A 23,225-nucleotide genomic window follows, 5' to 3' on the forward strand; every position below is an offset into this window, starting at 1 on the left:
TGAGGGTTTTTGCGAGGGTTCGGGTTTTGCCAGTGCAACAAAAAACCCCTCGTGCCGGCAGGCAAGCGAGGGGAGCGCGTCGGGTGCGATCAGCGGGGACATGACTGGCCCAGCTTCAGCCGACGCGCTTTCCAAGTACGAGAATTCGGGTGCGCATGGCACTGACCCTCCCTCCGGCGGGAGGTTGATGTCAAGTGGGTGGGATGGACGTCTCATTATTTGAGCACCTACGGCCCCCCAGTGAACCGCCTGCCAGAACCGCCATGGCGTTTCCTCCAGGTACTGGGAACGTACCTCGCACGAGCGTGCGGCGCAGCCGGTACTCGTCCAGAGGTCCGGAAAACGCCATTCCCTGGCCATGGGTGCACCCCATCGCCCGCAGGGCCATGACCTGCTCCGGCAGGTCCACGCCGTCCGCCACGGACTGCATTCCCAGATCATTTGCGATCCGCAACAGACCGGCCGTGATTTTGTGGAGTCTGGCGGATTCCACGACCCCCTCGACGAGCCCTCTGTCCAGTCTCAGCACGTCCACGGGCAGCCTGCGCAGGGCACTGATGGCCGCGTAGCCGCTTCCGAAGCCGTCCAGGGCGATCCGCACCCCGAGCCGGCGCAGGGCCGTGAGACGCCGCTCCAGGTCGTCGAAGGGCACCCTGGGGTCGCTGTCGGCCAGTTCGATCATGAGGGCGCCGGAGGGCAGGCCGTGGCGGGTCAGGAGGGCCTCCACCGAGCCGACGGGCACGGCCCGGTCCAGCAGCCGGTGGGCGGAGATCCGTACGGACACGGGGACGTCGTGGCCGGCCCGGTGCCGCTCGGCGGCCTGTTCGACGGCCTCCTCCAGCAGCCAGCGGCCCAGCTCGGCGGTGCGGGAGCCGCCGGGCGGGTGTGCTCCGGAGGCGACCTCGGCGGATTCGGCCACCCGGAGGAATTCGGCGGGGGTGAACAGGATGCCCTGGGCGGAGCGCCAGCGGGCCTGGGCGGCCACGGCGGTGACGGCACCGGTGGCCAGCGAGACCACGGGCTGGTGGAGCAGGGCGAACTCGCCGTCGTCGAGCGCGGTCCGCAGCCGTCCGGCCACCTCGGCCCGCTGGACCACCTCGGCCTGCATCTGGGGCGCGTACAGCTCGACCCGGTCCTTGCCGCCGGCCTTGGCCCGGTACATCGCCAGGTCGGCGTTGCGCATCAGGTCCGAGGGCGTGATCCCGGGGTCCGCGAAGGCGACCCCGATACTGGCGGCGACCCGTACGTCGCTGCCGCCGATCCGGTACGGCTGGGAGAGCGTGGTGCGCAAGCGGTCCGCGATCTCCTGGACCTGGAACTCGCGCGCCGAGCGGTCGCGGCTGCCGTCGCCGAGGATCAGGGCGGCGAACTCGTCCCCGCCGAGGCGTGCGGCCGTGTCCCCGGCGCGCACCGAGTCCTGGAGGCGGCGGGCGGCCTCGACGAGGAGCTCGTCGCCCGCCTGGTGGCCGATGGAGTCGTTGACCGCCTTGAAGCCGTCGAGGTCGATGAAGAGCACGGCGGAGCTGTGGTCGCCGGCGCGGCGGCCGGTGAGCGCCTGGCGCACCCGGCGGGTGAACAGGGCGCGGTTGGGCAGGTCGGTGAGCGGGTCGTGCTCGGCGCTGTGCTGGAGCTGGGCCTGGAGGCGGACGCGCTCGGTGACGTCGCGGCTGTTGAGGATCAGTCCGCCCTGGTGGCGGTTGACCGTGGATTCGACGTTGAGCCACTCGCCGCAGCCGGACTCGAAGCGGCACTCGATCCGGGTGGTGGGCTCCTCGGCGGGAGGCGCGGCCAGGAAGCGGCGGACCTCGTGGACCACGCGGCCCAGGTCGTCGGGGTGGATCAGGGTGGACAGTTCGGCACCGACGAGCTCCTCGGCGTCGCGGCCGTAGACACCGGCCGCGGCGGGGCTGACGTACCGCAGGACGCCGTTCGGCGCCGCGATCATGATGACGTCGCTGGAGCCCTGGACCAGGGAGCGGAAGTGGTTCTCCTTCTGGGCCAGTTCCTGGGTCAGGGCGATGTTGTCGAGGAGCATGATGCCCTGCCGGACCACGAGGGCGAGGACGACGGTGCAGCCGGTGAAGACGACCACGCGGTCCACGCGGCGTCCGTCGACGACGTTGTAGAGGATCCCGAGGGTGCAGACGGCCGCGGCGAGGTACGGCGTGAGCGCGGGCAGCGAGCCGGTGATGGGGCGGCTGAGCGGCCGGGCGCCGCGGAGCTGGGCGGCGGCCTCGGGGCCGTCCATCCGGCGGGCGCCCCAGGGGGCGTACGCGAGCAGCAGCGAGCCGGCGAACCAGCCGGCGTCGAGCAGCTGACCGGACTGGTAACTGGCGCGCATCAGCGGCGAGGTGAAGAGGGCGTCGCTCAGGACGGTCAGCGCGAGGGCCGCGACGGCGGTGTTGACCGCGGAGCGGTTCCCGGCGGAGCGCCGGAAGTGCAGGACGAGGACGATCGAGACGAGCGCGATGTCCAGCAGCGGGTACGCGAGGGAGAGGGCGGCCCGCGGCACGCTGCCCGAGCCCCCGGAGGCCACGGATTCGGCGGTGTGCGCGAGGGCCAGGCTCCAGGAGAGCGTGAGCAGGGAGCCGCCGATGAGCCAGGAGTCGAGTGCGAGGCAGACCCAGCCGGCCCGGGTGACCGGGCGTTTGGCGAGGACGAGCAGGCCGACGATGGCGGGCGGCGCGAAGCACAGGAAGAAGAAGTCCGCGAGGGAGGGGCTCGGCACCTCGCGGCCGAGCACTACCTCGTACCAACCCCAGACGGCGTTGCCGCCGGCGCCCATGAGGGAGGAGAAGGCGAAGAGCAGCCAGGCGGGCCGCTCCCTGGGTTCGTTGGAACGCGCGTAGGAGTAGCACGAGACGGCGGCGAGCAGGCCCGCGGCGCTCAGCCCGAAGTCGCCCATGAAGAGGGCGACTTGCTCGGATCCCCAGCCGAGTGCGGCGCCGACGGCGTAGCCGCCGCACACCACGGCGAGGACGAGCTGAGCGCCCAGGCCCTTCCCGCCGCCGGACGCCGGCTGCTGGGCCAGGAGCGCCCCGGGGGCGCTCACCGGGGCTCCTTGGCTGAAAGCAGTGCACCGGGGCACCGCCTCCGGCGGCCTCGCCGCGTCGGGTTCTTCGTCCATTGGCCGTACATCGCCCGTCGCCCCCCAAAGTGTCCGATCACTCCCCAGCGCCGTACGTTCGCGGCGCAGCCCCTGGTTCCGGACGATACACCAGTTTCGTCACTCAGGGACATAGAGCCTCTACGCTGCGTGACCAGGCGAGATGTTATGGACACGGGGTGCGCACAAAGCGCTTCGGAGCGTGCACGATCGGACTCATTCCGTGATCAACACGGTGTTGTCCACAGGATCTCCTGCGGCGAATCGGGTGAGCTGCGAAGCCATCAGACGCTTGGCCCGGGGCATGAAGGCCGACGTACTGCCTCCGACATGCGGCGTGATCAGGACATGCGGAGCATGCCAGAGCGGGTGGCCGGCGGGGAGGGGTTCGGGGTCCGTGACGTCGAGGGCGGCCCGCAGCCGGCCTGATTCCAGCTCGACGAGCAGGGCCTTGGTGTCCACGACCGGGCCGCGGGCGACGTTCACCAGCAGCGCACCGTCCTTCATGCGGCCGAGGAACGCGGCCCCGGCGAGGCCCCGGGTGTCCTCGGTGAGCGGGGTCGAGAGGATCACGACATCGGCCTCGGGCAGCAGCGACGGCAGGTCCGCGAGGGCGTGCACGGGGCCGCGGGCGGTGGTGCGGGCCGAGCGCGCGACGCGGGAGATCCGGGCGCACTCGAAGGGGACGAGCCGGTCCTCGATGGCCGCGCCGATCGATCCGTATCCCACGATCAGCACGGACTTGTCGGCGAGCGCCGGGTAGAAGCCGGCCCGCCACTCCTCGCGGTCCTGGCCGCGGACGAAGCCGGGGACGTCGCGCAGCGCGGCGAGGACGAGGGCGAGGGTGAGCTCGGCCGTGCTGGCCTCGTGGACGCCGCGGGCGTTGCAGAGCCGTACGCCGGGGCGGAGGTCGCCGACGCCGGGCTCGACGTGGTCTATTCCGGCGGAGAGGGTCTGGACGACCTGCACAGAGGACATCTGCGCGAGGGGGCGTGTGGCGATGACCGGTCCCTTCATGTAGGGGACCACGTAGAAGGCGCAGTCGGCCGGGTCGGCGGGGAAGTCGGGGCCGCCGTCCCAGAACCGGTAGCGCAGGCCCTCGGGAAGCCCCTCGATCTCGTCCGCCGGGATCGGCAGCCACACGTCGCGCATCGCATCAGTCGTCATGGTCAGGAGGCTATGCGAAGCGGCCGGGAACCCAGACGTTAGTTTGGGGAGCGGGAGAGGGAGGGGTACGAGCAGGTGGAGCGCAGGACTATCGGCGCGGCGGCCCTCGCCGTCGGCGCCGTCGGGCTCGGCTGCATGCCGATGAGCTGGGCCTACACCGCGTCGAGGCGGCACGGGGAGAGCTCGGTACGGGCGGTGCACGCGGCGCTGGACCACGGGGCGAGCCTGCTGGACACGGCCGACATGTACGGGCCGTTCACGAACGAACTGCTGCTGGGGCGCGTCCTGAAGGACCGGCGGGCGGACGCGTTCGTGTCCACCAAAGTCGGGCTCCAGGTCGGCGACCAGCACATCGTGACGAACGGCCGGCCGGGGTACGTGCGGCGGGCCTGCGACGCCTCGCTGCGGCGGCTCCAGACGGACGTGATCGACCTGTACCAGCTGCACCGGCCGGATCCGGACGTCCCGGTGGAGGAGACCTGGGGGGCGATGGCGGAGCTGGTGACGGCGGGCAAGGTGCGCGCGCTCGGCTTCTGCGCGGTGGGCGCGCGGGCGGCCGGATCTCCGCGGGACGGGCGGCAACGGCCCTCCGGGCTCTATGACGTGACGATTCGCCAGCTGGAACGCGTGCAGCAGGTGTTCCCGGTGAGCGCGGTGCAGGCCGAGCTGTCCGTGTGGTCGGACCGGGCGCTGGCGGCACTGCTGCCCTGGTGTGCGGCGCGCGGGGTCGGGTTCCTGGCGGCGATGCCGCTGGGCAGCGGGTTCCTGTCCGGGACGCTGACGCCGGGGCAGGGGTTCGAGCCGGAGGACGCGCGGGCCCGGCACCCGCGGTTCACGGCGGAGGCGATGGCGGCGAACCAGCCTCTGGTGGCGGGGTTGCGGCGGGTCGCGCTGCGGCACGGGCCGCAGGTCACGCCGGCGCAGGTGGCGCTGGCGTGGGTGCTGGCGCAGGGGCCGCACGTGGTGCCGGTGCCGGGGACCAAGCAGGAGCGGTGGGCGGCGGAGAACGCGCGCGCGGCCGAGGTGATGCTGACGGCCGGCGATCTGGCGGAGATCGCGGCGCTGCCGGCCGCGCTGGGGTCCTGGGACTGAGCCGGCCCCGGTGGCGGACCGGGACCGGGACCGGGAGGACCACTCGATCGGGTGTACGAGAGGTGGAACTCAGGGGGGCGTGGGCGCTGTTGTGTCATGTGTAGGCAGGCGGGAGGACCTAGGCGGGACTGAAGGGAGCGGGGCCATGCACATGCGCGCGAGGGGTGTGGTGACGGCCGGGGTGCTGGCCGGGTGCGGCGCGATGCTGGTGGCGGGCTGCTCGTCGGGGGACGGCGCCGGTTCCGGGGGGACGGCTTCCCCGGGAGCCCCGGCCGGGTCGCCGGGGGCGTCGGGCAGCCCGTCGGGGGCCTCGCCCACCGGCCCGGTGCCGTCGGCGAAGGGGGCGGTGACGGTCACGGGCGAGGCGGCCAAGGGGCTGCGGAGCCCGTGGGGCGTGGCCCCGCTGCCCGACGGGGACCTGCTGGTCGCCTCGCGGGACGAGGGGACGGTGAGCCGGGTCGACGGGGACACCGGCAGGACGACGGTGATCGGCGAGGTGCCGGGGGTCGCAGCGGGCGGTGAAGGCGGTCTGATGGGGCTCGCGCTCTCCCCCTCGTACGCCTCGGACAAGCTGGTCTACGCCTACTTCACGACGGAGTCGGACAACCGCATCGCGCGGATGCGGTACGACGAGAAGAGACCGGCGGGGCAGCAGCTGGGCGCGCCGGACACGGTGTTCCGCGGCATCCCCAAGGGGCTGATCCACAACGGCGGCCGGATCGCCTTCGGCCCGGACCGGATGCTGTACGCGGGGACGGGCGAGACCGGCGACACGGGCCTGGCACAGGACAAGAAGTCCCTGGGCGGGAAGATCCTGCGGATGACTCCGGACGGCGAGCCGGTGCACGGCAACCCCGAGGCGGACTCGGTCGTCTACTCGTACGGGCACCGGAACGTGCAGGGGCTCGCGTGGGACGCGGACAAGCGGCTGTGGGCCGCGGAGTTCGGGCAGAACACGTGGGACGAGCTGAACGTGATCGAGCCGGGCGGCAACTACGGCTGGCCCGAGGCGGAGGGCAAGGCGGGCAAGGCCGGGTTCAAGGACCCGGTGGCCCAGTGGCGGACCGACCAGGCGTCGCCCAGCGGGATCGCCTGGGCGAAGGGCTCGATCTGGATGGCCGGGCTCCGGGGCGAGCGGCTGTGGCGGATCCCGCTCGACGGCACCCGGGCGGCGGCCCCGCCGGAGGCCTTCCTGACGGAGAAGTACGGCCGCCTGCGGACGGTGACCTCGCTCGGGGGCGATCGCATGCTGCTGGTCACCAGCGAGACGGACGGACGGGGGTCGCCGGGCGGGGGCGACGACCGGATCCTGTCCCTGACGGTCCGGTGAGCAGGCGCAGGTGCCCGGACGCCTTCCGGGCACCGCCCCTGCGGGCACCGCGTGGGCTCATACCCCCTGAGGGCCTGCCGGGGGGCCGAAGAGCCTGAGGCGGTGGGCCAGGGCCGCAGCCTCGCCGCGGCCGGCGACACCCAGCTTGCCCAGGATGTTCGAGACGTGGACGCTGGCCGTCTTCGGGGAGATGAAGAGCTCCTCGGCGATCTGGCGGTTGCTGCGGCCGACGGCGACCAGGCTGAGGACGTCGCGCTCGCGGCTGGTGAGGCCCAGGGCTTCGACCGGGTCCTCGGCGGTCGCGGCGGGGCCGTGCAGCGCCTCGGGGGCGGTCAGCGGCAGCCGGGCGCGCTGCGCGAGCAGCGCCAGGTCCTCGCGCAGGCGGCGTGATCCCAGGCTCTCGGCGGCCTCCAGGGCGTCCCGGAGCAGGGCCGCGGCCGCGTCGCGGTCGCCGCCCGCCGCGAGCATGGCCTCGCCGAGCCGGTAGCGCACCCGCGCCAGCAGGTACGGGCGCTCCAGGGGGCGGATCACGCTCTCGGCCCGCTCCCAGTCGGCGACGGTGTCCTGGCCCTCGGCGCGCAGCAGCTCGGCCCGGACGTAGTCGGCGTGGCCCTGCCACACGGGGATCGGGGCGGGGAGCTTGCGGGCCTCGGTGCGGATCAGTTCGAGCGCCGCCTCCCGGCCGGGGTCGGCGGCGGGCAGGCCCCGGGCGTCGGCCTCCGCCGAGGCGGACGCGAGCAGCACGGGCCACGCGTACCGGTGGTTGCCCAGCGGGAAGCCGAATTCGACCGCCTTGGCCAGCTCGGCGCGGGCATCGAGGATGCGTCCTTGACCTGCCGCGATGCCCACGGCGAGGCGGAAGAGCGGGATGCGGTGCTGCGGGGAGTTCTCGTGCGGGCCGAAGTGCGCGTGGGCGGCGGCGAGCTGGGTCGCGGCTTCGGTCAGCTCGCCGCGGGCCAGGGCGAGATAGGCCAGGCGGGCCGAGGCGGAGCCGCGCGGTTTGGCGCTCTGCGCGGTGGTCAGGGTGCGCCGGGCGCTCTCGGCCGACTCGTCCCAGCGTCCGAGGCTGTAGAGGGACTCGGACATGTTGCCGCTGACCCAGGCCTCGGAGTCGTAGAGGCGGTACTCGCGTATGCGTTCCAGACCCTGTGCGGCCACGTCCACGGATTCCCGGGACCGGCCGACGTGCTCCAGCTGAGAGGTGATGTTGATATGTGCGCGTGCCACGAGCATGGCAAGGCCGAGTTCGGCGGCGCGGTCCTTGACCGCGTGCATCTCGGCGAGCCCGCGCTCGCTGTCGGTGTCGGCGACCAGGCAGCCGACGGTGATGCGGGCGTTGAGCTCGATCTCCTCGGCACCGATCATCCGGGCGTACTCCACGGCCCGTTCGGCAAGGGCGAGGTTGTTCGGGCCGGGCTTGTGGAGCATGCCCCAGCCGGCCGCCAGGACGAGTACCTCGGCGTGCACCTGGGACGGGGGCAGCCCGCGAACAAGCTCTTGGGCGATGGCGAGCTCCTCCCAGCCGTCGCCGCGGGCGAGGCTGGAGACGAGCCGCGAGCGCTCCGTCCAGAACCACGCGGCGCGCAGCGGGTCCTTCTCGTCCTCCAGCATGCGCAGCGCCGTCTTGGTCAGCTTCAGGGCGCGTTCGCGCTCGCCGCCGAACCGGGCGGCGACGGTGGCTTCGGCCAGCAGGTCGAGGCGGACCAGCGGGGTGGTCTCGGGGTCGCAGCCGCATGGCGGGTACACCGCGGCGTCGTCGGCGGGGCGGAGCGAGTCGCGGACTTCCTGCGGCGCGTCGTCCCACAGGTCCAGGGCGCGTTCCAGAAGGCGCAGCTGCTCGGAGTAGGCGTGCCGGCGCCGGGCGGCGACGGACGCCTCCAGGACGGCGGGCAGGGCCTTGGCCGCGTCGTGGGCGTAGTACCAGTAGCTGGCGAGCCGGATGACGCGCTCCTCGGCCCGGACGAGCGAGTCGTCGGCTTCGAGGGCTTCGGCGTAGCGCCGGTTGACGCGGGATCGTTCGCCGGGGAGGAGGTCGTCGCTGACGGCCTCGCGGACGAGGGAGTGCCGGAAGCGGTAGCCGTCGCCGTCGGGGGTGGCGAGGAGGATGTTGGCGCCGACGGCCGCGCGCAGGGCCTCGATCAGCTCGTCCTCGGAGAGCTGGGCGACGGCGAGGAGCAGCGGGTACTCGACGGTGGAGCCTCCCTCGGCGACCAGGCGCGCGACGCGCTGGGCGGCTTCGGGGAGCACCTCGACACGGACGAGCAGCAGGTCGCGCAGCGATTCGGTGAGGCCGGTGCGGCAGCCGCTCTTCATGGAGGCGACGAGTTCCTCGACGAAGAAGGCGTTGCCGTCGGAGCGGTTGAAGACGGTGTCGACGAACGTCTCGTCGGGCGCCGTGGAGAGGATGCCGGTGAGCTGGCGGCGGACCTCGGCGCGGTTGAAGCGGGAGAGCTCGACGCGCTGGACGGTGCGCAGCCGGTCGAGTTCGGCGAGCAGGGGGCGCAGCGGGTGGCGGCGGTGGACGTCGTCGGCGCGGTAGGTGGCGACGAGGACCAGGCGGCCGCGGACCAGGGTGCGGAAGAGGTAGGACAGGAGGTGCCGGGTGGAGGTGTCCGCCCAGTGCAGGTCCTCCAGGACGATCACGACGGTGCGGTCGGCGGCGAGCTTCTCCAGCAGCCGGGCGGTGAGTTCGAAGAGCCGTGCGGTGCTCTCCTCGTCGTGGGGCCCCTTGGGGGTGTCGCCGAGTTCGGGCAGGATGCGGGCGAGTTCATCCTCCTGGCCGGCCGCGGCGGCGGCGAGCTGTTCGGGGAGCATCCGGCGCAGGGCGCGCAGTGCAGCGGAGAAGGGGGCGAAGGGAAGCCCCTCCGCCCCGATCTCGACACAGCCTCCGACGGCCACGACCGCGTCGCGCCGGGCGGCCTCGCAGAGGAACTCCTCGGTGAGCCGGGTCTTGCCGACTCCGGCCTCGCCGCCGATGAGCAGGGCCTGCGGCTCCTGCCCGGCGGCGCGGGCGAGTGCATCGGTGAGTACGGCCAGTTCATCGGCACGGCCGACGAACACCGGGCTGACGGATCTGGTCTCCACGCCGCCGAGCATCGCACAGAGATCCGGTCCGGCGGCACTCGTTATCACTGCGGGCGTCATGATGTGACGGATTCCGACCGCTGCCGCGCGCGTTACGCGGCCTTGGCGAACGGGTGGGGGCTGGACTTCACCGTCCCCTCCGGTTCGTCCGTGCCGGATACGGCGGACCGGCGGAGCGCCTTCACCCGGCGGTACGCGTCGGCCTCGCGGATCAGGTCGGCGCGGCGCAGCGTGGCGATCTCGTACTCGAACATCTCGTTCTCCCCTGACTGGATTCCTGGGCACCTCGTTCGGTGTGATCCAAGATTCGCGTGCCAGGGGGTGCCGGCACATCGGGCGACTGCCGCATCTGTGCGGGCCAGGGGGCCTTAGTCCCGGAGCCGGGGTTCCCGGGGCGGCCTAAGCCGGTGCCTAGGCCGATGCCCGTGCCGGTGTCCAGCCGGGCCTCCGGCGGGTCTGACGTGCCTTAAGGGGCGGTGGGGAGGGGCGCGAGGACGTCGAGGTACATGACCGCGGAGACGAGGACGCCGAGGAGGCCGAGGACCACTGCGGCCCAGGAGAAGGCGCGGACCCAGGTGGGCAGCGCGGGGCCGGGGGTGCCGAAGGCGGGGCGGACCAGCACGAAGAGTCCGATGAGCAGGGCGAGGGCCGCAAAACCGCCGTTGACCAGGGCGGTCATGTGCCACGGGTCGCCGTACAGGGCGGTGATCTTCTCCTGGGTGGAGTTCGCGGTGGCCGACTCGATCTGGCCTATGAGGGTCTGCCGTTCGGTGAGGATCCGGGACACCCAGCTGCCGCTGAGGGCGACCACGCCGAGGCCGGTGCCGACGACGGCTGCGGCCGCTGCGGCCACGCCGGTGGGCCGGTGCGTGTCCAGCTCGTCCGCGACGGGCTCGCCGGCGGGGGTGGCCTCGTCGTCGTCCGCGTCGCGCGTGCCGAGGAGGTCCTGCTCGACGGCCGCTTCGTCCGCGGGGGCGTCGTCGATCTTCTTGGTGTCCATGCGGGCACCGTAGGCGGCGTTTCTGAGAGGTTCCTGAGAGGGCCGCCGGTCAGGCGCGGGCACGGTGGGCACCGGGCCGGGTCAGGCAGCGGCTCTCCCCGGTGCGCCGGGGAGAGCCTGCATGGCCGGAACCGCCGGTCAGGCCTTGGGGTCCCACTCGTGGGCGAGGACGGACCAGACCTCGGTGCTCTGGCGGACCCCGCGGTGCAGGTAGTTCTCGCGCAGGACGCCCTCGCGGGTCAGCCCGAGCCGCTCGGCGACGGCGATGCTCTTCTCGTTGGCGGTGGAGACGTGCCACTCCACCCGGTGCATGCCGCGCTCGCGGATCGCCCAGTCGATCAGCACCCGGCACGCCTTGGTGACCAGGCCCCGTCCCGCCGCCTCCGGCTCCAGCCAGCAGCCGACCTCGCAGTTGCCCGCGGCGGCGTCGAAGTCCCGGTAGAGGACACCGCCGACGAGCTTGCCGTCGACGCGGATGCCGAAGAGCCGACCGCCGTCGGCGGCGGCCTTCTGCGCGAAGTCGCCCAGCAGCTTGCGGGCGGATTCCAGGTCGGTGGTCCGGTCCGGGAAGCCCACGTGCTGACCGATGAAGTCACGGCCCCGGTCGATGTGCGCGAGGAACTCCTCGGCGTGGTGGATCTCCAGGGGGAACAGCTGGGCGTCGTCGGCCAGGGCTATCGAGAACATGCGGCGGGTTCCTTACGGCGGTAACCGGGCGGTCAGCGGGACAGCGCAGAGGGCTCTGCGCTGTCTTCGCTCACCCGCTGCGACGGAAGTGTCGCATGCCGCACGCAGTCGGGAGGCTCGATGCTGATCCGGGGCAGTCGCCGGTCGAGCCAGGCCGGCAGCCACCAGTTGGCGCCGCCGAGCATGTGCATGAGGGCCGGTACCAGCAGGGTGCGGAGCACGAAGGCGTCCAGGGCGACGGCCGCGGCGAGTGCGATGCCGAACATCGCGATGAGCCGGTCCCCGCTGAGCACGAAGGCCAGGAAGACGGAGATCATGATGACGGCCGCCGAGTTGATGACCCGGCTGGTCTCGGCGAGGCCGACCCGTACCGCCCGCTGGTTGTCCCCGGTCTCCAGCCACTCCTCGTACATCCGGCTCACCAGGAAGACCTGGTAGTCCATGGACAGGCCGAAGAGCACCGAGACCATGATCACCGGTAGGAACGGCTCGATGGGACCTGCACTGCCCAGCCCCATCGGCTCGCTACCCCAGCCCCACTGGAAGACCGCCACGACGATGCCGAAGGAGGAGGCGACGGCGGCCACGTTCATCGCGGCGGCCTTGAGGGGGATGCCGATGGACCGGAAGGCCAGGAGCAGCAGGGCGCAGCCGAGTGCGATGACCACGCCGACGAAGAGCGGCAGCTTGCCGACGATGACCTCGGCGAAGTCGTCGTATCCGGCCGTCACGCCGCCGACGTACACCTCCATCGAGCTGCCCTGGCCGGCCTCCGGAATGACCTCGTCGCGGAGCCGGTCGACGAGCGCGCTGGTGTCCTTGGACTGGGGCGAGGACTCCGGTACGACGGTCAGTACGGCGGTGTCACCGCTGCGGTTGAGCACCGTGTGCCCGGTCCCGGCGACACCCGGGGCGGAGCGTACGGATTCGGCGAGCCGGTCGAAGGCCACCCGGTCGCTGGCCCCGTCGAGGTGCGCGACGAGGGTCAGCGGCCCGTTCACGCCGGGTCCGAAGCCTTCGGCGAGCAGGTCGTAGGCCTGCCGGGTGGTGGAGGTCGACGGGTTGTTCCCCTGGTCGGACGTGCCGAGGTGGAGGGAGAGCGTGGGCAGTGCGAGCACGGCCATGACGGCGGCGGCGACCAGGCCGAGCAGCTTGGGGTGCCGCTCCACGAAGGCGGACCAGCGGGCCGCGAAGCCGGTGAGCTCGTCCGTCTGCGGCCCTTCCTCGGCGAGCTTGCGCCGCTCGCGCCGGGACAGGGCCCGCATCCCGATGTACGAGAGGAGGGCGGGCAGCAGCGTCACGGAGGCGGCGACGGTCAGCACGACGGTGAGCGAGGCGGCGATGGCGACGCCGTTGAGGAAGTTCAGCCGCAGGATCAGCATGCCGAGGAGGGCGATGCAGACGGTCGCGCCGGCGAAGACGACGGCCCGCCCGGTGGTCGCGACGGCGTTGCGCGCTGCCTCGTCGACGGAGAGACCGCGTTTGAGGCCCTTGCGGTGCCTCGTGACGATGAAGAGCGCGTAGTCGATGCCCACGCCGAGGCCGACGAGCAGGCCGAGCATGGGCGCGAAGTCGGCGACCGGCATGGCGTGGCCGAGCAGCACGATGCCGGAGTAGGCGGTGCCGACGCTGACCAGCGCGGTGGCGATCGGCAGCAGGCTGGCGGCGAGCGACCCGAAGGCGAGGAAGAGGACCACGGCCGCCACGGCCACGCCGATGGCCTCGGCGAGGTGCGATCCGGGAGCCTCGGTGAGGCCGATGGCGCTGCCGCCGAGCTCGACCTGGAGCCCGTCCCCTTCGGCGGCCTTGGCGGCGTCGACGACGGCGGCGGCCTGGGCGACGGGTACCTGGTCGGCCTGCTCGTCGAAGGTGACGACGGCGTACGCGGTGCGCCCGTCGGCGCTGATCTGGGGAGTGCCCTCGGGGCTGTACGGTCCGGCCACGGAGCCGACGCCGGGCAGGTCGGCGATGGTGTCGAGGGCGCGCGTCATGCGCTGTTCGACCTCGGGGGTGCGGGCGCTCTGCCCGGCGGGGGTGCGCCACACGACGGTGTCGGTGTCCCCGCCCTGGCCGTGGAACCCGGCACGCAGCAGCTCGGTCGCCTTGCCGGACTCGGTGCCCGGGACCTCGTAATTGTTGGAATACGCGGTTCCGGCGACGGTGGCGGCGGCCGCGGTGCCGCCGAGCGCGAGAAGCCAGAGCAGAACGGCGACGAGGCGGTGCTGCATGCACCACCGTGCGATTGCTGCCAACGGACGCGCTCCCTGGGGGTTCGGATCTTTACCGGGAACGCCCGATGCCTGACCTGACCGACTGACTGACTGACTGACTAACCTGACCCGAACTGACCTAACGGGCCATACCGACACGATCGCAGCGAAACGTGATCGTTAGCCCCTTTCGTGTGCATCGTCACAGGGGTACGCGCAGGTAGGGGCCTTTCGGCCCGGGACAGGGGATGCGGGACATGCGCGGGTGGGTGGGCCGTGCTGGGGTGGGTGGGTCATGCGCGGTAGCCGGGGAGGGACGGCCAGCGCACCGTGAGTACGACCGAGTCCTCCTCGGCGTACCAGGAGTGGTCGACCCCCCGGCCCCACACCACGTAGTCGCCCTGTTCGGCGAGTACGACCTCCCGCCCCGGGAGCTCCACCCGGAAGCGCCCGCTGATCAGCACCTGCAAGGCCGTCCGTGCCTCGCCCCGCACCCATTGGGCGCGCCGGTCGCCCCGCGGATGGACACCCCATTTGATCTCTACGTCCTCGCTGTGGCGGGGGTCGGCGGGGTCCTTGAAGTGACCGAGCAGCCAGCCGTGGTCGAGCGGGGCGTCCTTGCCGGCGTTGCCGACGTAGACGTTGTCTTCGTCCGTCCCGGTGTTGTCGTCCACCGTGATGTTGTCGGTGTTGTCGGTGTTGTCGTCCATGCAGACCGAGGCTAGTGGGCGGCCGACCGGCTGGTTATTCGGTTGCCGGGGAGCGAGCGCGGCTGTTGGGGTGGGGCGCATGGATCACACACAGGTTTTGGCCCTGTACGACCGGGAGATGCGGCGGGCAGCCCGGCCGGACGGGCCGGACAGCCGGGTCGAACGGGTGGCGGTGGGGGCCGGCGGGACCGTCGTACGGCAGACCGCCCCGCCGCTCGGGTTCAACGGCGTCGTCTGGTCGGACCTCGACGAGTCCACGGCGGATGCAGCGATCGCCGCACAGGTGGCGTACTTCGCCGGCGTGGAAGGCGGCGCCCGGACCTGGGAGTGGAAGCTGTACGCCCACGACGGCCCGGCGGACCTCGGCGCGCGGCTGCTCGCGGCCGGATTTGCGGCCGGGGAGCCCGAGACCCTGATGGTCGCCCGGGTCTCCGAGCTGCCGACCGAGGTGACACTCCCGCCCGGCGTCCGGCTGGAGCCGGTGACCGACGCGGCGGGCGTCGATCTGATGATGGAGGTCCACGACCTGGCCTTCGGCGGCCCTGCCCGTCCCGACCTGCGGCACCAGCTGCTGACCCGGGTGACCGAGGAGCCGGACAGGATCGCCGCGGTGGTCGCGATGGCAGGGGACCGGCCGGTGAGCGCTGCCCGGCTGGAGATGCTCGAGGGGGCGCGGTTCGCGGGCCTGTGGGGCGGCGGGACGGTCGAGGAGTGGCGCGGCAAGGGCATCTACCGCGGCATCGTCGCCTACCGGGCCGTGATCGCGGCCCGCCTGGGCATCCCGTACCTCCAGGTCGACGCCTCCGAGCACAGCCGGCCGATCCTGGAGCGGCTGGGGTTCGCCGCGCTGGGCACGACCACGGAGTACGTGTGGGAGGCCCGGCGGTGAGCGACGGGCTGGCGGCGGCGACTACGGACTCGCGCGTCGGGCCGCCGATGGCCGGTGGCGAACGCGAGACGCTGCGGGCGTTCCTCGATTACCACCGGGCCACGCTCGCCATGAAGTGCGAGGGGCTGACGGACGAGGAACTGCGCCGGCAGGCGAGCCCGCCGTCCTCCCTGTCCCTGCTGGGGCTGGTCCGTCACATGGCCGAGGTGGAGCGGGCGTGGTTCCGCCGCACCATCGACGGCGAGGACGTTCCCCTCGTGTGGTCGGCGGACGGCGACTTCCAGGTCGCTTATGACACGAGCCGTGGCACGGGCACGGGCACGGGCACGGCCACGGGCACGGGCACGGCCACGCGGGCGGAGGCCTTCGCCGCCTGGCAGTCCGAGATCGAGCGGGCCCGTCGCATTGAGGCGGCGGCGGAGTCACTGGACGTGACGGCCTACAGCGCGCGGTGGGGCGGGGAGGTCTCCCTGCGGATGGTGATGCTCCACGTCCTCAACGAGTACGCCAGGCACAACGGCCACGCGGATTTCCTGCGCGAGGCGATCGACGGGGTGGTGGGGGCGTAGGGGGCCGGGGTGACGGGGTGATGGGGGCGGGTTTGCGGTGGGTCGGGGTTTGGATGGTTCTCCGTGGTCTGCCCGCATGTCTGAGTGTCCGTCCGTGCCGGGCCGTGCCCTCAAGGGCGCTCCCTTCGGTCGCGTCGCTTCGCGATTCCGCTTCGCTCCACCCTTGACCGCCCGTCCCGTCCCGGAAGTCCACAGACTTGCGAGCATCCCCCGGAGGGGGAGGGACGGCAGGGGGGACGGGACCCGGTGCCGGTCCCCCTGGGCCCGCGGAGCGGGGTCGGGGGCGCGGGGTGCCGCCCTCCGGGCGGAAAGGCACGCGACAGATCGCTACACAGCCGCGGCCGACTCGGCGGCCGGCGGCCGACCGTGGCCGTGCACAAGCCGCCCACGATCGCTACACACCGGCGGCCGACCGGCGGCCGACGGCCGTCCGTGGCCGAGCATAGGCCGCCCACGGTCGCTACACAGCCGAGGCCGATTGGCGGCCAGCGGTCGCCAGGCAGCCGCGGCCGGCCCGCGGCGGATGCCTGTCGGGAGTAGAGCTCGGCTGGGCGGCCGTCAGGACGCAGGACGATGGACGGCACGGCGGGGAAGCCACCGGCGGTGGGTGGTCGCCCACTGGGGGGCCTCAGCCTTGCCCACCGGCCCGCACGGGTGGTGCGGGCCGGTATCCCCAGCCCGCGCGGAGCGCGGGCGCAGCCCCGCCGGCGCCAGTCGGCCCGCTAGGCCCGCCAGTAGCCCAGCGCGTTCACCCGCGTCTTCGGGAGCGCCAGCTCCTTGCGGAGGAAGGACGTCAGCGTGCGCGTCGTCGCCGCCTCGCTGGCCAGCCAGACGTACGCCTGGGCCGGGTCTCCGAGCAGGTCGGGGAGCTGGGACTGCACCGCGGCCGCCAGGCCGCCGTCTTCGGTGCGGGCGACGCGGCGGAGTTCGTGGCGCTCCGGGTCGAGCCGTATCGGCAGGTCCTCGTCGGACGCGTGCTGCGTTTCGAACCAGATCGTCGCCGGCGCCTGCGGGTACGCGTCCAGCAGGGAGTTGATCGCCGGCAGCGAGGCCGGGTCGCCGATCACGAAGAGGCGGGGCGGCGCCGGCTGCGGGTCCGTGAAGCCCGTACCCTGCACGGTGGCCTCGATGGTGTCCCCCGGCTTCGCCCGGCGTGCCCAGTCGCTCGCGATGCCGTCGTGGAGGGCGAACTCCAGGGTGAAGACGCCTCGTTCCGGATCCGGGTCGACGAGCGTGTACGCGCGCTGGTGCGGCTTGCCGTCGTCCTTGAACCACAGGCGCACCCACATGGTGGGGTGCGTGCCCGCAGCCGCGAGCAGCCCGCCGTCCTCCATGTGCACGCGGCGGTAGTTCTCCGTGACGTCTTCCGCCCCCGTCACCGTGAAGGTGAAGTCCTTGCCCCGAAGCAGCTTGAGGACCACTCCCTCCCAGCCATGACCTGCCACGCCGTCCCCCTCTTACCGTGTCCTATGCTTAGGCCAGCCTAACCTAATGCATTCGGGGAGCAGTGTGAGCATCGAGGTCTACCGCGACGCCTGGGGCGTCCCGCATCTGCGCGCATCCGACGCCCGCGAACTCGCCTTCGCCCAGGGCCGCGTCACTGCAGGCGACCGCGCCTGGCAGCTGGAGGTGGAGCGCCGCCGCTCGCAGGGCACCACTGCCGCGTTCCTCGGGCCGGAGTCCGTGGTCTGGGACCGGTTCGCCCGGCAGTCCCGGCTCGACGACACCGCCCGCCGCTGCTTCGAGGCGCTGGACGACGAGACCGCCGACTGGGTACGCGCCTATGTGGACGGGGTCAACGAGGGCATGGCGGCGGGTGTCGCCCGCGACGACCGCTTCGCTGCCGTGAAGCTCGACCCCACCCCCTGGGAGCCCTGGGTTCCCCTCGGCATCTGGATCTCCACGCACATCCTGTTCGCCGGGTTCCCGACCAAGATCTGGCGCGAGCAGGTCGCCCGCGCCCTCGGCGACGACGCGATCACCCTCTTCGCCACGGACGGCCCCGGCACCTCCGGCAGCAACGGCTGGATGGTCCCGGGCGACCGCACCACCACCGGCTCCGCCCTCATCGCCGGAGACCCGCACCGGTTCATCGAGGACCCGGGCATCTACCAGCAGATCCGGCTCGCCTGCCCGGAGTTCGACGTCCTCGGCCTGGCCGTCCCCGGCATCCCCGGCCTCGGGCACTTCGGCCACACCGGCACCGCCGCCTGGGCCATCACCAACGCCATGGCCGACTACCACGACCTCTACCGGGAGCGCCTGCGCGAGACCCCCGCCGGCGCCGAGGCCCTCGGCCCGGACGGCACCTGGGAGCCCGTCACCGGGCACACCGAGACCATCGAGGTCGCGGGATCCGAGCCGGTCACCGTCGAGATCCTCGAAACGCCGCGCGGCCCGGTCATCGCCGGCCACCTCGCGGGCATCGCCGAGGGCGAGGAGCACGTCAGCCTCCGCTACCCGCCCCGCGTCCGCGCGGACCTCGGCTTCGCCGCCCTTCCCGCCCTGCTGCGCGCCCGTACGGTCGCCGACATCGACCGGGCCTTCGACCGCTGGGCCGAGCCCGTGAACGTCGTCCACGCCGCCGACACCGACGGCGGCCTGCTGCACCGCGTCGCGGGCGCCGTACCCGAGCGGGCGCAGGCCAACCGGCTGCGCCTGGTTCCCGCCTGGGAGCCCGGCCACGAGTGGCAGGGGTGGGCGCAGACCACCGCCGAGCCGGTGCAGGGCTTCGCCGTCATGGCCAACGCCCGCGGGATCGCTTCGCCGTTCGGCATCGAGTTCGCTCCCCCGCACCGCGCCGACCGGATCCGCGAGCTGCTCAGCGGCTCGGCCGACTGGACCGCGGACGGCATGGCCACGATCCACATGGACACGTACCTCGCCTCCGCCGGCCCGCTGCTCGACGTCCTGCGGCCGCTGACGGACCTGTCCGCCGAGGCCGAGGAGGTGCGCGAGCGCCTGCTGGCCTGGAACCGGCACATGGACGCCGACAGCACGGACGCGACGCTGTTCGCCGCCCTGCGCACCGCCGTCGTCCGCCGGATCGCCGCCGACCCGGCGCTGGCCGAACTCTCCGGCGTCCCGGGCGCCCCCGAGGTCTTCCACCCGTGGCTGTACCTCGTACCCAAGGTGGGCTACGCCCTGGAGGGCATCCTCACCACGCACCTCCTCCCCGGACTCGACCGCCCGGCGCTCGTACGGTCCGCGCTGGAGGAGGTCGCCGCCCGGGGCGAGCAGCCCGTGCAGTGGGCCGAGGCGCACCGCCTCACGCCCTGGCAGGCCCTGCCCGACCCGGACGCCGAATGGCCCGGTCTGGGCGGCGACCACGACTGCGTGCTCGCCACCTCCAGCGTGCCGGGATTCACCGACCTCACCGCCCGCGGCCCGTCGGCCCGTTACGTCTGGGACCTGGCGCGGCGCGAGGAGAGCCGCTGGGTGGTGCCGCTGGGCGCCGACGGCGTCACCGGTACCACCCACCACCGCGATCAGCTCGATCTCTGGGCCCGGGGCGAACTCGTCCCCGTCGTCACCGACTGGGCCCGGCTCACCAAGGAATCCATATGAGCGTCAGCACCCGTGAACCCGTACACGTCGAGGACGTCGAGGGCTTCGGCACCATTTCGATCACCCCGGTGGACCCGGCCGACGACGCGCCGCTGATCCACGGCTGGGTCACGCAGGAGCGCGCGCGCTTCTGGGGCATGGCCGACGCGAGCCTCGAACTCGTCCGCGAGATCTACGAGGACGTGGACCGCCGCACCACGCACCACGCGTTCGTGGTGCGCCGCGACGGGGTTCCCGTCGCGCTGTTCCAGATGTACGACGCCGCCGAGGACCGGGTGAGCGAGTGCTACGAGGTGCAGCCCGGCGACACCGGTGTGCACCTGCTCATCGCCCCGGCCCCCGACGGCTCCGAGCGCGGCTTCACCGGAGCGCTGCTGAGTGCGTTCGTCACGTACCTGTTCGCCTCGGGCGCCCGCCGGCTCATCGCCGACCCGGACCCCCGCAACACCAAGGCGGTCGCACTCCTGCAGCGCCACGGCTTCGAGCTCGGGCCGCAGGTCGAACTCCCGGAGATCGACCTGCCCGAGGTCTACCTGCCGGCCAAGCCGGCACAGCTGGCCTTCCTCACGGAGTTCGCCGGGGCTCAGCCAAGAAGCCGCTGATCAGCTCCTGCCACTCCGCCGGCCGCTCGGCGAACGGAAGATGCCCGGTGGGCAGTTCCGCGAGCCGGGCGCCGGGAACGGCGGCGGCCAGCTGCCGCTGCAGCGCCACGGGGACGAGCTGGTCCTCGGTGGTCGCGATGACCAGTGTCGGTACGCCGATCCCGGCCAGCTCCGCCGTCAGGTCGGCCCCCTTCACGAGCGCGGCGTGGTCGCCGCCGCCCGGCGGGACGCTTTCCGCGGTCGCCCGCACCACGTCCTCGACCTGGTCTTCCGTCAGGGACTCCAGGGCGGCCGCGCTCATGGCGAGCGGCACCAGGTGCCGCGCCAGCAGCTCCCGGTCCCCCGTCCCGGCGAGCCGCGCCCAGAGGTCGGTGACGAGCCCGAGCCGGTGGCCGGCCTTCGCGTAGGTCGCGGTCAGCACGAGCGCGGTCACGCGCTCGGGGTAGCGGGTGGCGATCCGTACGGCGACGTTCCCGCCGAGCGAGTACCCGGCCACCGCGAACGTCTCCACCCCCTCCGCGTCCGCTGCGGCCACCAGCTCGTCGGCCAGCTCGTCGAGCGTGAGCGGGTGGTCGGCCCGGGGTGTGCCGCCGGTCCCGGGGTAGTCGACACCGACGACGGTGTGCGTCCGGGCGAGCCCTTCGAGGATCGGCCCGTAGTTCCCCTCCACGGACCCTCCCCCGCCGTGCGCGAGCAGCAGGCCGGGGCCGCCGCTCTTGTTGAGCACCGTGCGAGCGTACGTGGCTGCGGACATCACAGTTCCCCCTGCATTTCCCGAGTGATCGTTGCAGATTGAACGATAACAACATTCTTTAGCGATCGCTACAGAATCAGATCTCGAACCTGTCCGCTGCGCTTGGCTTGGGCGGGGCTCGCTGCTCCGGCTGGCGCCGGTAGGGCTGCGCCCGCGCCCGTCCGCTGTGCGCGTTCTGGCGGGTGCGGTACCGGTCCGGGCGCGGGCCGGTGGGGCTGCGCCCGCGCTCCGCGCGGGCTGGGGATACCCACCCGCACCACCCGTGCGGTTGGGAGGGCATCGCTGAGGTCCCCCAGTGGGCGGTTGCCCGCCGTCGGCGGCCTTCCCGCCGTGCACACCTCCGTCCTGCGGCCTGACGACCGCCCCACCGAGCTCTGCTGCAGACAAGCGTCCGCCGCCGGTGGCCTGTATGCCCGGCCACGGCCTCGGCTGTGTAGCGATCGGTGGTGGCCTATGCCCGGCCACGGCCGGTCCGCCGGCCGCCGATCGACCGGGACCGTGCAGCGATCTGCCGCGTGCCCTTCCGCCCGGAGGGCGGGCCCGCGCCCCCGTCCCGCTGCGCGGGCCGACCCCACCGGGTGGTGGCCCGTCCCCGCTGCCATCCCTCCCCCTCCGGGGGATGCTCGCAAGTCTGTGGACTTCCGGGACGGGACGGGCGGTCAAGGGTGGAGCGAAGCGGAATCGCGAAGCGACGCGACGACGAGGAACGAGGAGGAGCGCCCTTGAGGGCACGGCCCGGCACGGACGGACACTCAGACATGCGAGCATCCCCCGGAGAACCGTCCAAACCCCGACCCACCGGAAACGCCGCCGACGCCGACCCGGACCGGTTGCCGGTCCGGTGCAGTGGCGACAACGCAACAGGCCCCCGCCGGTGAAAACCGGCGGGGGCCTGTCTGCTGCTACTACTACTGCTACTACCGCTGGACGGGACGTACCCGCGCTCAGCCCTCCGAGACGCCCAGGCGTTCCAGGATGAGCTCCTTCACGCGGGCCGCGTCCGCCTGGCCGCGGGTGGTCTTCATGACCGCGCCGACCAGGGCGCCCACGGCCGCGACCTTGCCGCCGCGGATCTTGTCCGCGATGGCGGCGTTGCCCGCGATGGCCTCGTCCACGGCCGCGCCCAGCGCGCCCTCGTCCGAGACGACCTTCAGGCCGCGCTTGTCGACGACCTCGTCCGGGGTGCCCTCGCCCGCGAGGACGCCCTCCAGGACCTGGCGGGCCAGCTTGTCGTTCAGCGAGCCCTCGGCGACCAGCGCCGAGACGCGCGCGACGTCGGCCGGGGTGATCGGCAGCTCTTCCACGCCGACGCCCTGCTCGTTGGCGTTGCGGGCCAGCTCGCCCATCCACCACTTGCGCGCGGCCACCGAGTCGGCACCCGCCTCGATCGTGGCGACGATGGCCTCCACCGCGCCCGCGTTGAGGATCGACTGCATGTCGTGCTCGGTGACGCCCCACTCCTCGCGGAGCCGGTTGCGGCGCGCACGCGGCATCTCGGGCAGTCCGGCGCGCAGTTCCTCGACCCACTCGCGGGCCGGGGCGACCGGGACGAGGTCGGGCTCCGGGAAGTACCGGTAGTCCTCGGCGTTGTCCTTGATGCGGCCGGAGGTGGTGGAGCCGTCGTCCTCGTGGAAGTGACGGGTCTCCTGCACGATCGACCCGCCGGACTGCAGGACGGCCGCGTGGCGCTGGATCTCGAAACGGGCGGCCCGCTCGACGGAACGCAGCGAGTTGACGTTCTTGGTCTCCGAGCGGGTGCCGAAGGTCTCGGTGCCGTTCGGGCGCAGCGACAGGTTCACGTCGCAGCGCATCTGGCCCTTGTCCATACGGGCCTCGGAGACGCCGAGCGCCTTGATGACCTCGCGCAGCTCGGCGACGTACGCCTTGGCGACTTCCGGAGCCCGCGCCCCCGCGCCCTCGATCGGCTTGGTGACGATCTCGATGAGCGGGATGCCGGCGCGGTTGTAGTCCAGCAGGGAGTGGGACGCGCCGTGGATACGGCCGGTGGCGCCGCCGACGTGCAGCGACTTGCCGGTGTCCTCCTCCATGTGGGCGCGCTCGATCTCCACGCGGAAGATCTCGCCGTCCTCCAGCTGGACGTCCAGGTAGCCGTTGAAGGCGATGGGCTCGTCGTACTGGGAGGTCTGGAAGTTCTTCGGCATGTCCGGATAGAAGTAGTTCTTCCGGGCGAAGCGGCACCACTCGGCGATCTCGCAGTTCAGCGCGAGGCCGATCTTGATGGCGGACTCGATGCCGATGGCGTTGACGACCGGGAGCGCGCCGGGCAGGCCCAGGCAGACCGGACAGGTCTGCGAGTTGGGCTCGGCGCCCAGCTCGGTCGAGCAGCCGCAGAACATCTTGGTGCGGGTGCCGAGCTCGACATGGACCTCGAGGCCCATGACGGGGTCGTACGTGGCCAGGGCCGCGTCGTACGACAGGAGTTCAGTGACGGTCACGG

The 23,225-nt window shown here is 72.6% G+C and carries 17 protein-coding genes; 6 read left to right on the forward strand and 11 right to left on the reverse strand.

Annotated features, from left to right (window positions below):
• Positions 1-190 precede the first annotated feature (190 nt).
• Positions 191-3,052: a putative bifunctional diguanylate cyclase/phosphodiesterase gene (locus ACZ7H1_RS02460; RefSeq protein WP_470783006.1), complete on the reverse strand. Its 2,862-nt coding sequence runs from the start codon at positions 3,050-3,052 to the stop codon at positions 191-193.
• Between the two features lie 270 nt (positions 3,053-3,322).
• Positions 3,323-4,273 (reverse strand): 2-hydroxyacid dehydrogenase, encoded by a 951-nt coding sequence (locus tag ACZ7H1_RS02465; RefSeq protein ID WP_470783008.1) that lies wholly within the window; start codon positions 4,271-4,273, stop codon positions 3,323-3,325.
• Between the two features lie 75 nt (positions 4,274-4,348).
• Between ACZ7H1_RS02465 and ACZ7H1_RS02470 the strand changes: the two genes are divergently transcribed.
• On the forward strand, positions 4,349-5,365 hold the full coding sequence (locus tag ACZ7H1_RS02470; RefSeq protein WP_470783009.1) for an aldo/keto reductase: 1,017 nt from the start codon (positions 4,349-4,351) through the stop codon (positions 5,363-5,365).
• 145 nt (positions 5,366-5,510) lie between these two features.
• Positions 5,511-6,695, forward strand: a complete 1,185-nt coding sequence (locus ACZ7H1_RS02475) for a PQQ-dependent sugar dehydrogenase (RefSeq protein WP_470783011.1) — start codon at positions 5,511-5,513, stop codon at positions 6,693-6,695.
• A 57-nt stretch (positions 6,696-6,752) separates the two neighbouring features.
• On the opposite strand, the gene ACZ7H1_RS02480 is transcribed toward ACZ7H1_RS02475, so the two are convergent.
• The 6 genes from ACZ7H1_RS02480 to ACZ7H1_RS02505 form a co-directional block, all read right to left on the reverse strand.
• Positions 6,753-9,791, reverse strand: a complete 3,039-nt coding sequence (locus ACZ7H1_RS02480) for a helix-turn-helix transcriptional regulator (RefSeq protein WP_470783173.1) — start codon at positions 9,789-9,791, stop codon at positions 6,753-6,755.
• A gap of 80 nt (positions 9,792-9,871) precedes the next feature.
• Positions 9,872-10,033 carry a hypothetical protein gene (locus ACZ7H1_RS02485; RefSeq protein WP_470783013.1) on the reverse strand — a complete coding sequence of 54 codons (162 nt, stop codon included), beginning with the start codon at positions 10,031-10,033 and terminating at the stop codon, positions 9,872-9,874.
• Positions 10,034-10,245: 212 nt separating this feature from the next.
• The gene (locus tag ACZ7H1_RS02490; protein WP_470783014.1) at positions 10,246-10,779 is read right to left on the reverse strand and encodes a hypothetical protein; all 534 of its coding nucleotides are present in this window, start codon (positions 10,777-10,779) and stop codon (positions 10,246-10,248) included.
• Positions 10,780-10,917: 138 nt separating this feature from the next.
• The gene (locus ACZ7H1_RS02495) at positions 10,918-11,466 is read right to left on the reverse strand and encodes a GNAT family N-acetyltransferase (protein ID WP_470783016.1); all 549 of its coding nucleotides are present in this window, start codon (positions 11,464-11,466) and stop codon (positions 10,918-10,920) included.
• A gap of 32 nt (positions 11,467-11,498) precedes the next feature.
• Positions 11,499-13,718 (reverse strand): MMPL family transporter, encoded by a 2,220-nt coding sequence (locus ACZ7H1_RS02500; protein WP_470783018.1) that lies wholly within the window; start codon positions 13,716-13,718, stop codon positions 11,499-11,501.
• Positions 13,719-13,969: 251 nt separating this feature from the next.
• A complete protein-coding gene (locus ACZ7H1_RS02505; protein WP_470783020.1) occupies positions 13,970-14,386 on the reverse strand; it encodes a cupin domain-containing protein in 417 nt (138 codons plus the stop codon).
• Positions 14,387-14,465: 79 nt separating this feature from the next.
• On the opposite strand from ACZ7H1_RS02505, the gene ACZ7H1_RS02510 reads away from it, so the two are divergent.
• Together ACZ7H1_RS02510 and ACZ7H1_RS02515 are read left to right on the forward strand one after the other, a co-directional pair.
• Complete coding sequence (locus tag ACZ7H1_RS02510) at positions 14,466-15,275, forward strand: GNAT family N-acetyltransferase (protein ID WP_470783021.1); 810 nt, start codon at positions 14,466-14,468, stop codon at positions 15,273-15,275.
• 47 nt (positions 15,276-15,322) lie between these two features.
• Positions 15,323-15,844 (forward strand): DinB family protein, encoded by a 522-nt coding sequence (locus tag ACZ7H1_RS02515; RefSeq protein ID WP_470783175.1) that lies wholly within the window; start codon positions 15,323-15,325, stop codon positions 15,842-15,844.
• A gap of 722 nt (positions 15,845-16,566) precedes the next feature.
• Here the strand turns inward: ACZ7H1_RS02515 and ACZ7H1_RS02520 are convergent.
• Positions 16,567-17,289: a siderophore-interacting protein gene (locus ACZ7H1_RS02520; protein WP_470783023.1), complete on the reverse strand. Its 723-nt coding sequence runs from the start codon at positions 17,287-17,289 to the stop codon at positions 16,567-16,569.
• Between the two features lie 64 nt (positions 17,290-17,353).
• On the opposite strand from ACZ7H1_RS02520, the gene ACZ7H1_RS02525 reads away from it, so the two are divergent.
• Together ACZ7H1_RS02525 and ACZ7H1_RS02530 are read left to right on the forward strand one after the other, a co-directional pair.
• The gene (locus ACZ7H1_RS02525; protein ID WP_470783025.1) at positions 17,354-19,411 is read left to right on the forward strand and encodes a penicillin acylase family protein; all 2,058 of its coding nucleotides are present in this window, start codon (positions 17,354-17,356) and stop codon (positions 19,409-19,411) included.
• Complete coding sequence (locus ACZ7H1_RS02530; protein ID WP_470783026.1) at positions 19,408-20,013, forward strand: GNAT family N-acetyltransferase; 606 nt, start codon at positions 19,408-19,410, stop codon at positions 20,011-20,013. The genes ACZ7H1_RS02525 and ACZ7H1_RS02530 overlap by 4 nt, the downstream gene beginning before the upstream one ends.
• Here the strand turns inward: ACZ7H1_RS02530 and ACZ7H1_RS02535 are convergent.
• A complete protein-coding gene (locus tag ACZ7H1_RS02535) occupies positions 19,976-20,740 on the reverse strand; it encodes an alpha/beta fold hydrolase (protein ID WP_470783028.1) in 765 nt (254 codons plus the stop codon). The two genes, ACZ7H1_RS02530 and ACZ7H1_RS02535, sit on opposite strands and share 38 nt — an antisense overlap.
• 971 nt (positions 20,741-21,711) lie before the next feature.
• Positions 21,712-23,223, reverse strand: a complete 1,512-nt coding sequence (gatB, locus tag ACZ7H1_RS02540) for an Asp-tRNA(Asn)/Glu-tRNA(Gln) amidotransferase subunit GatB (RefSeq protein WP_470783030.1) — start codon at positions 23,221-23,223, stop codon at positions 21,712-21,714.
• Positions 23,224-23,225: the final 2 nt, after the last annotated feature.

It is taken from the genome of Streptomyces sp. NPDC037401, assembly GCF_055602345.1.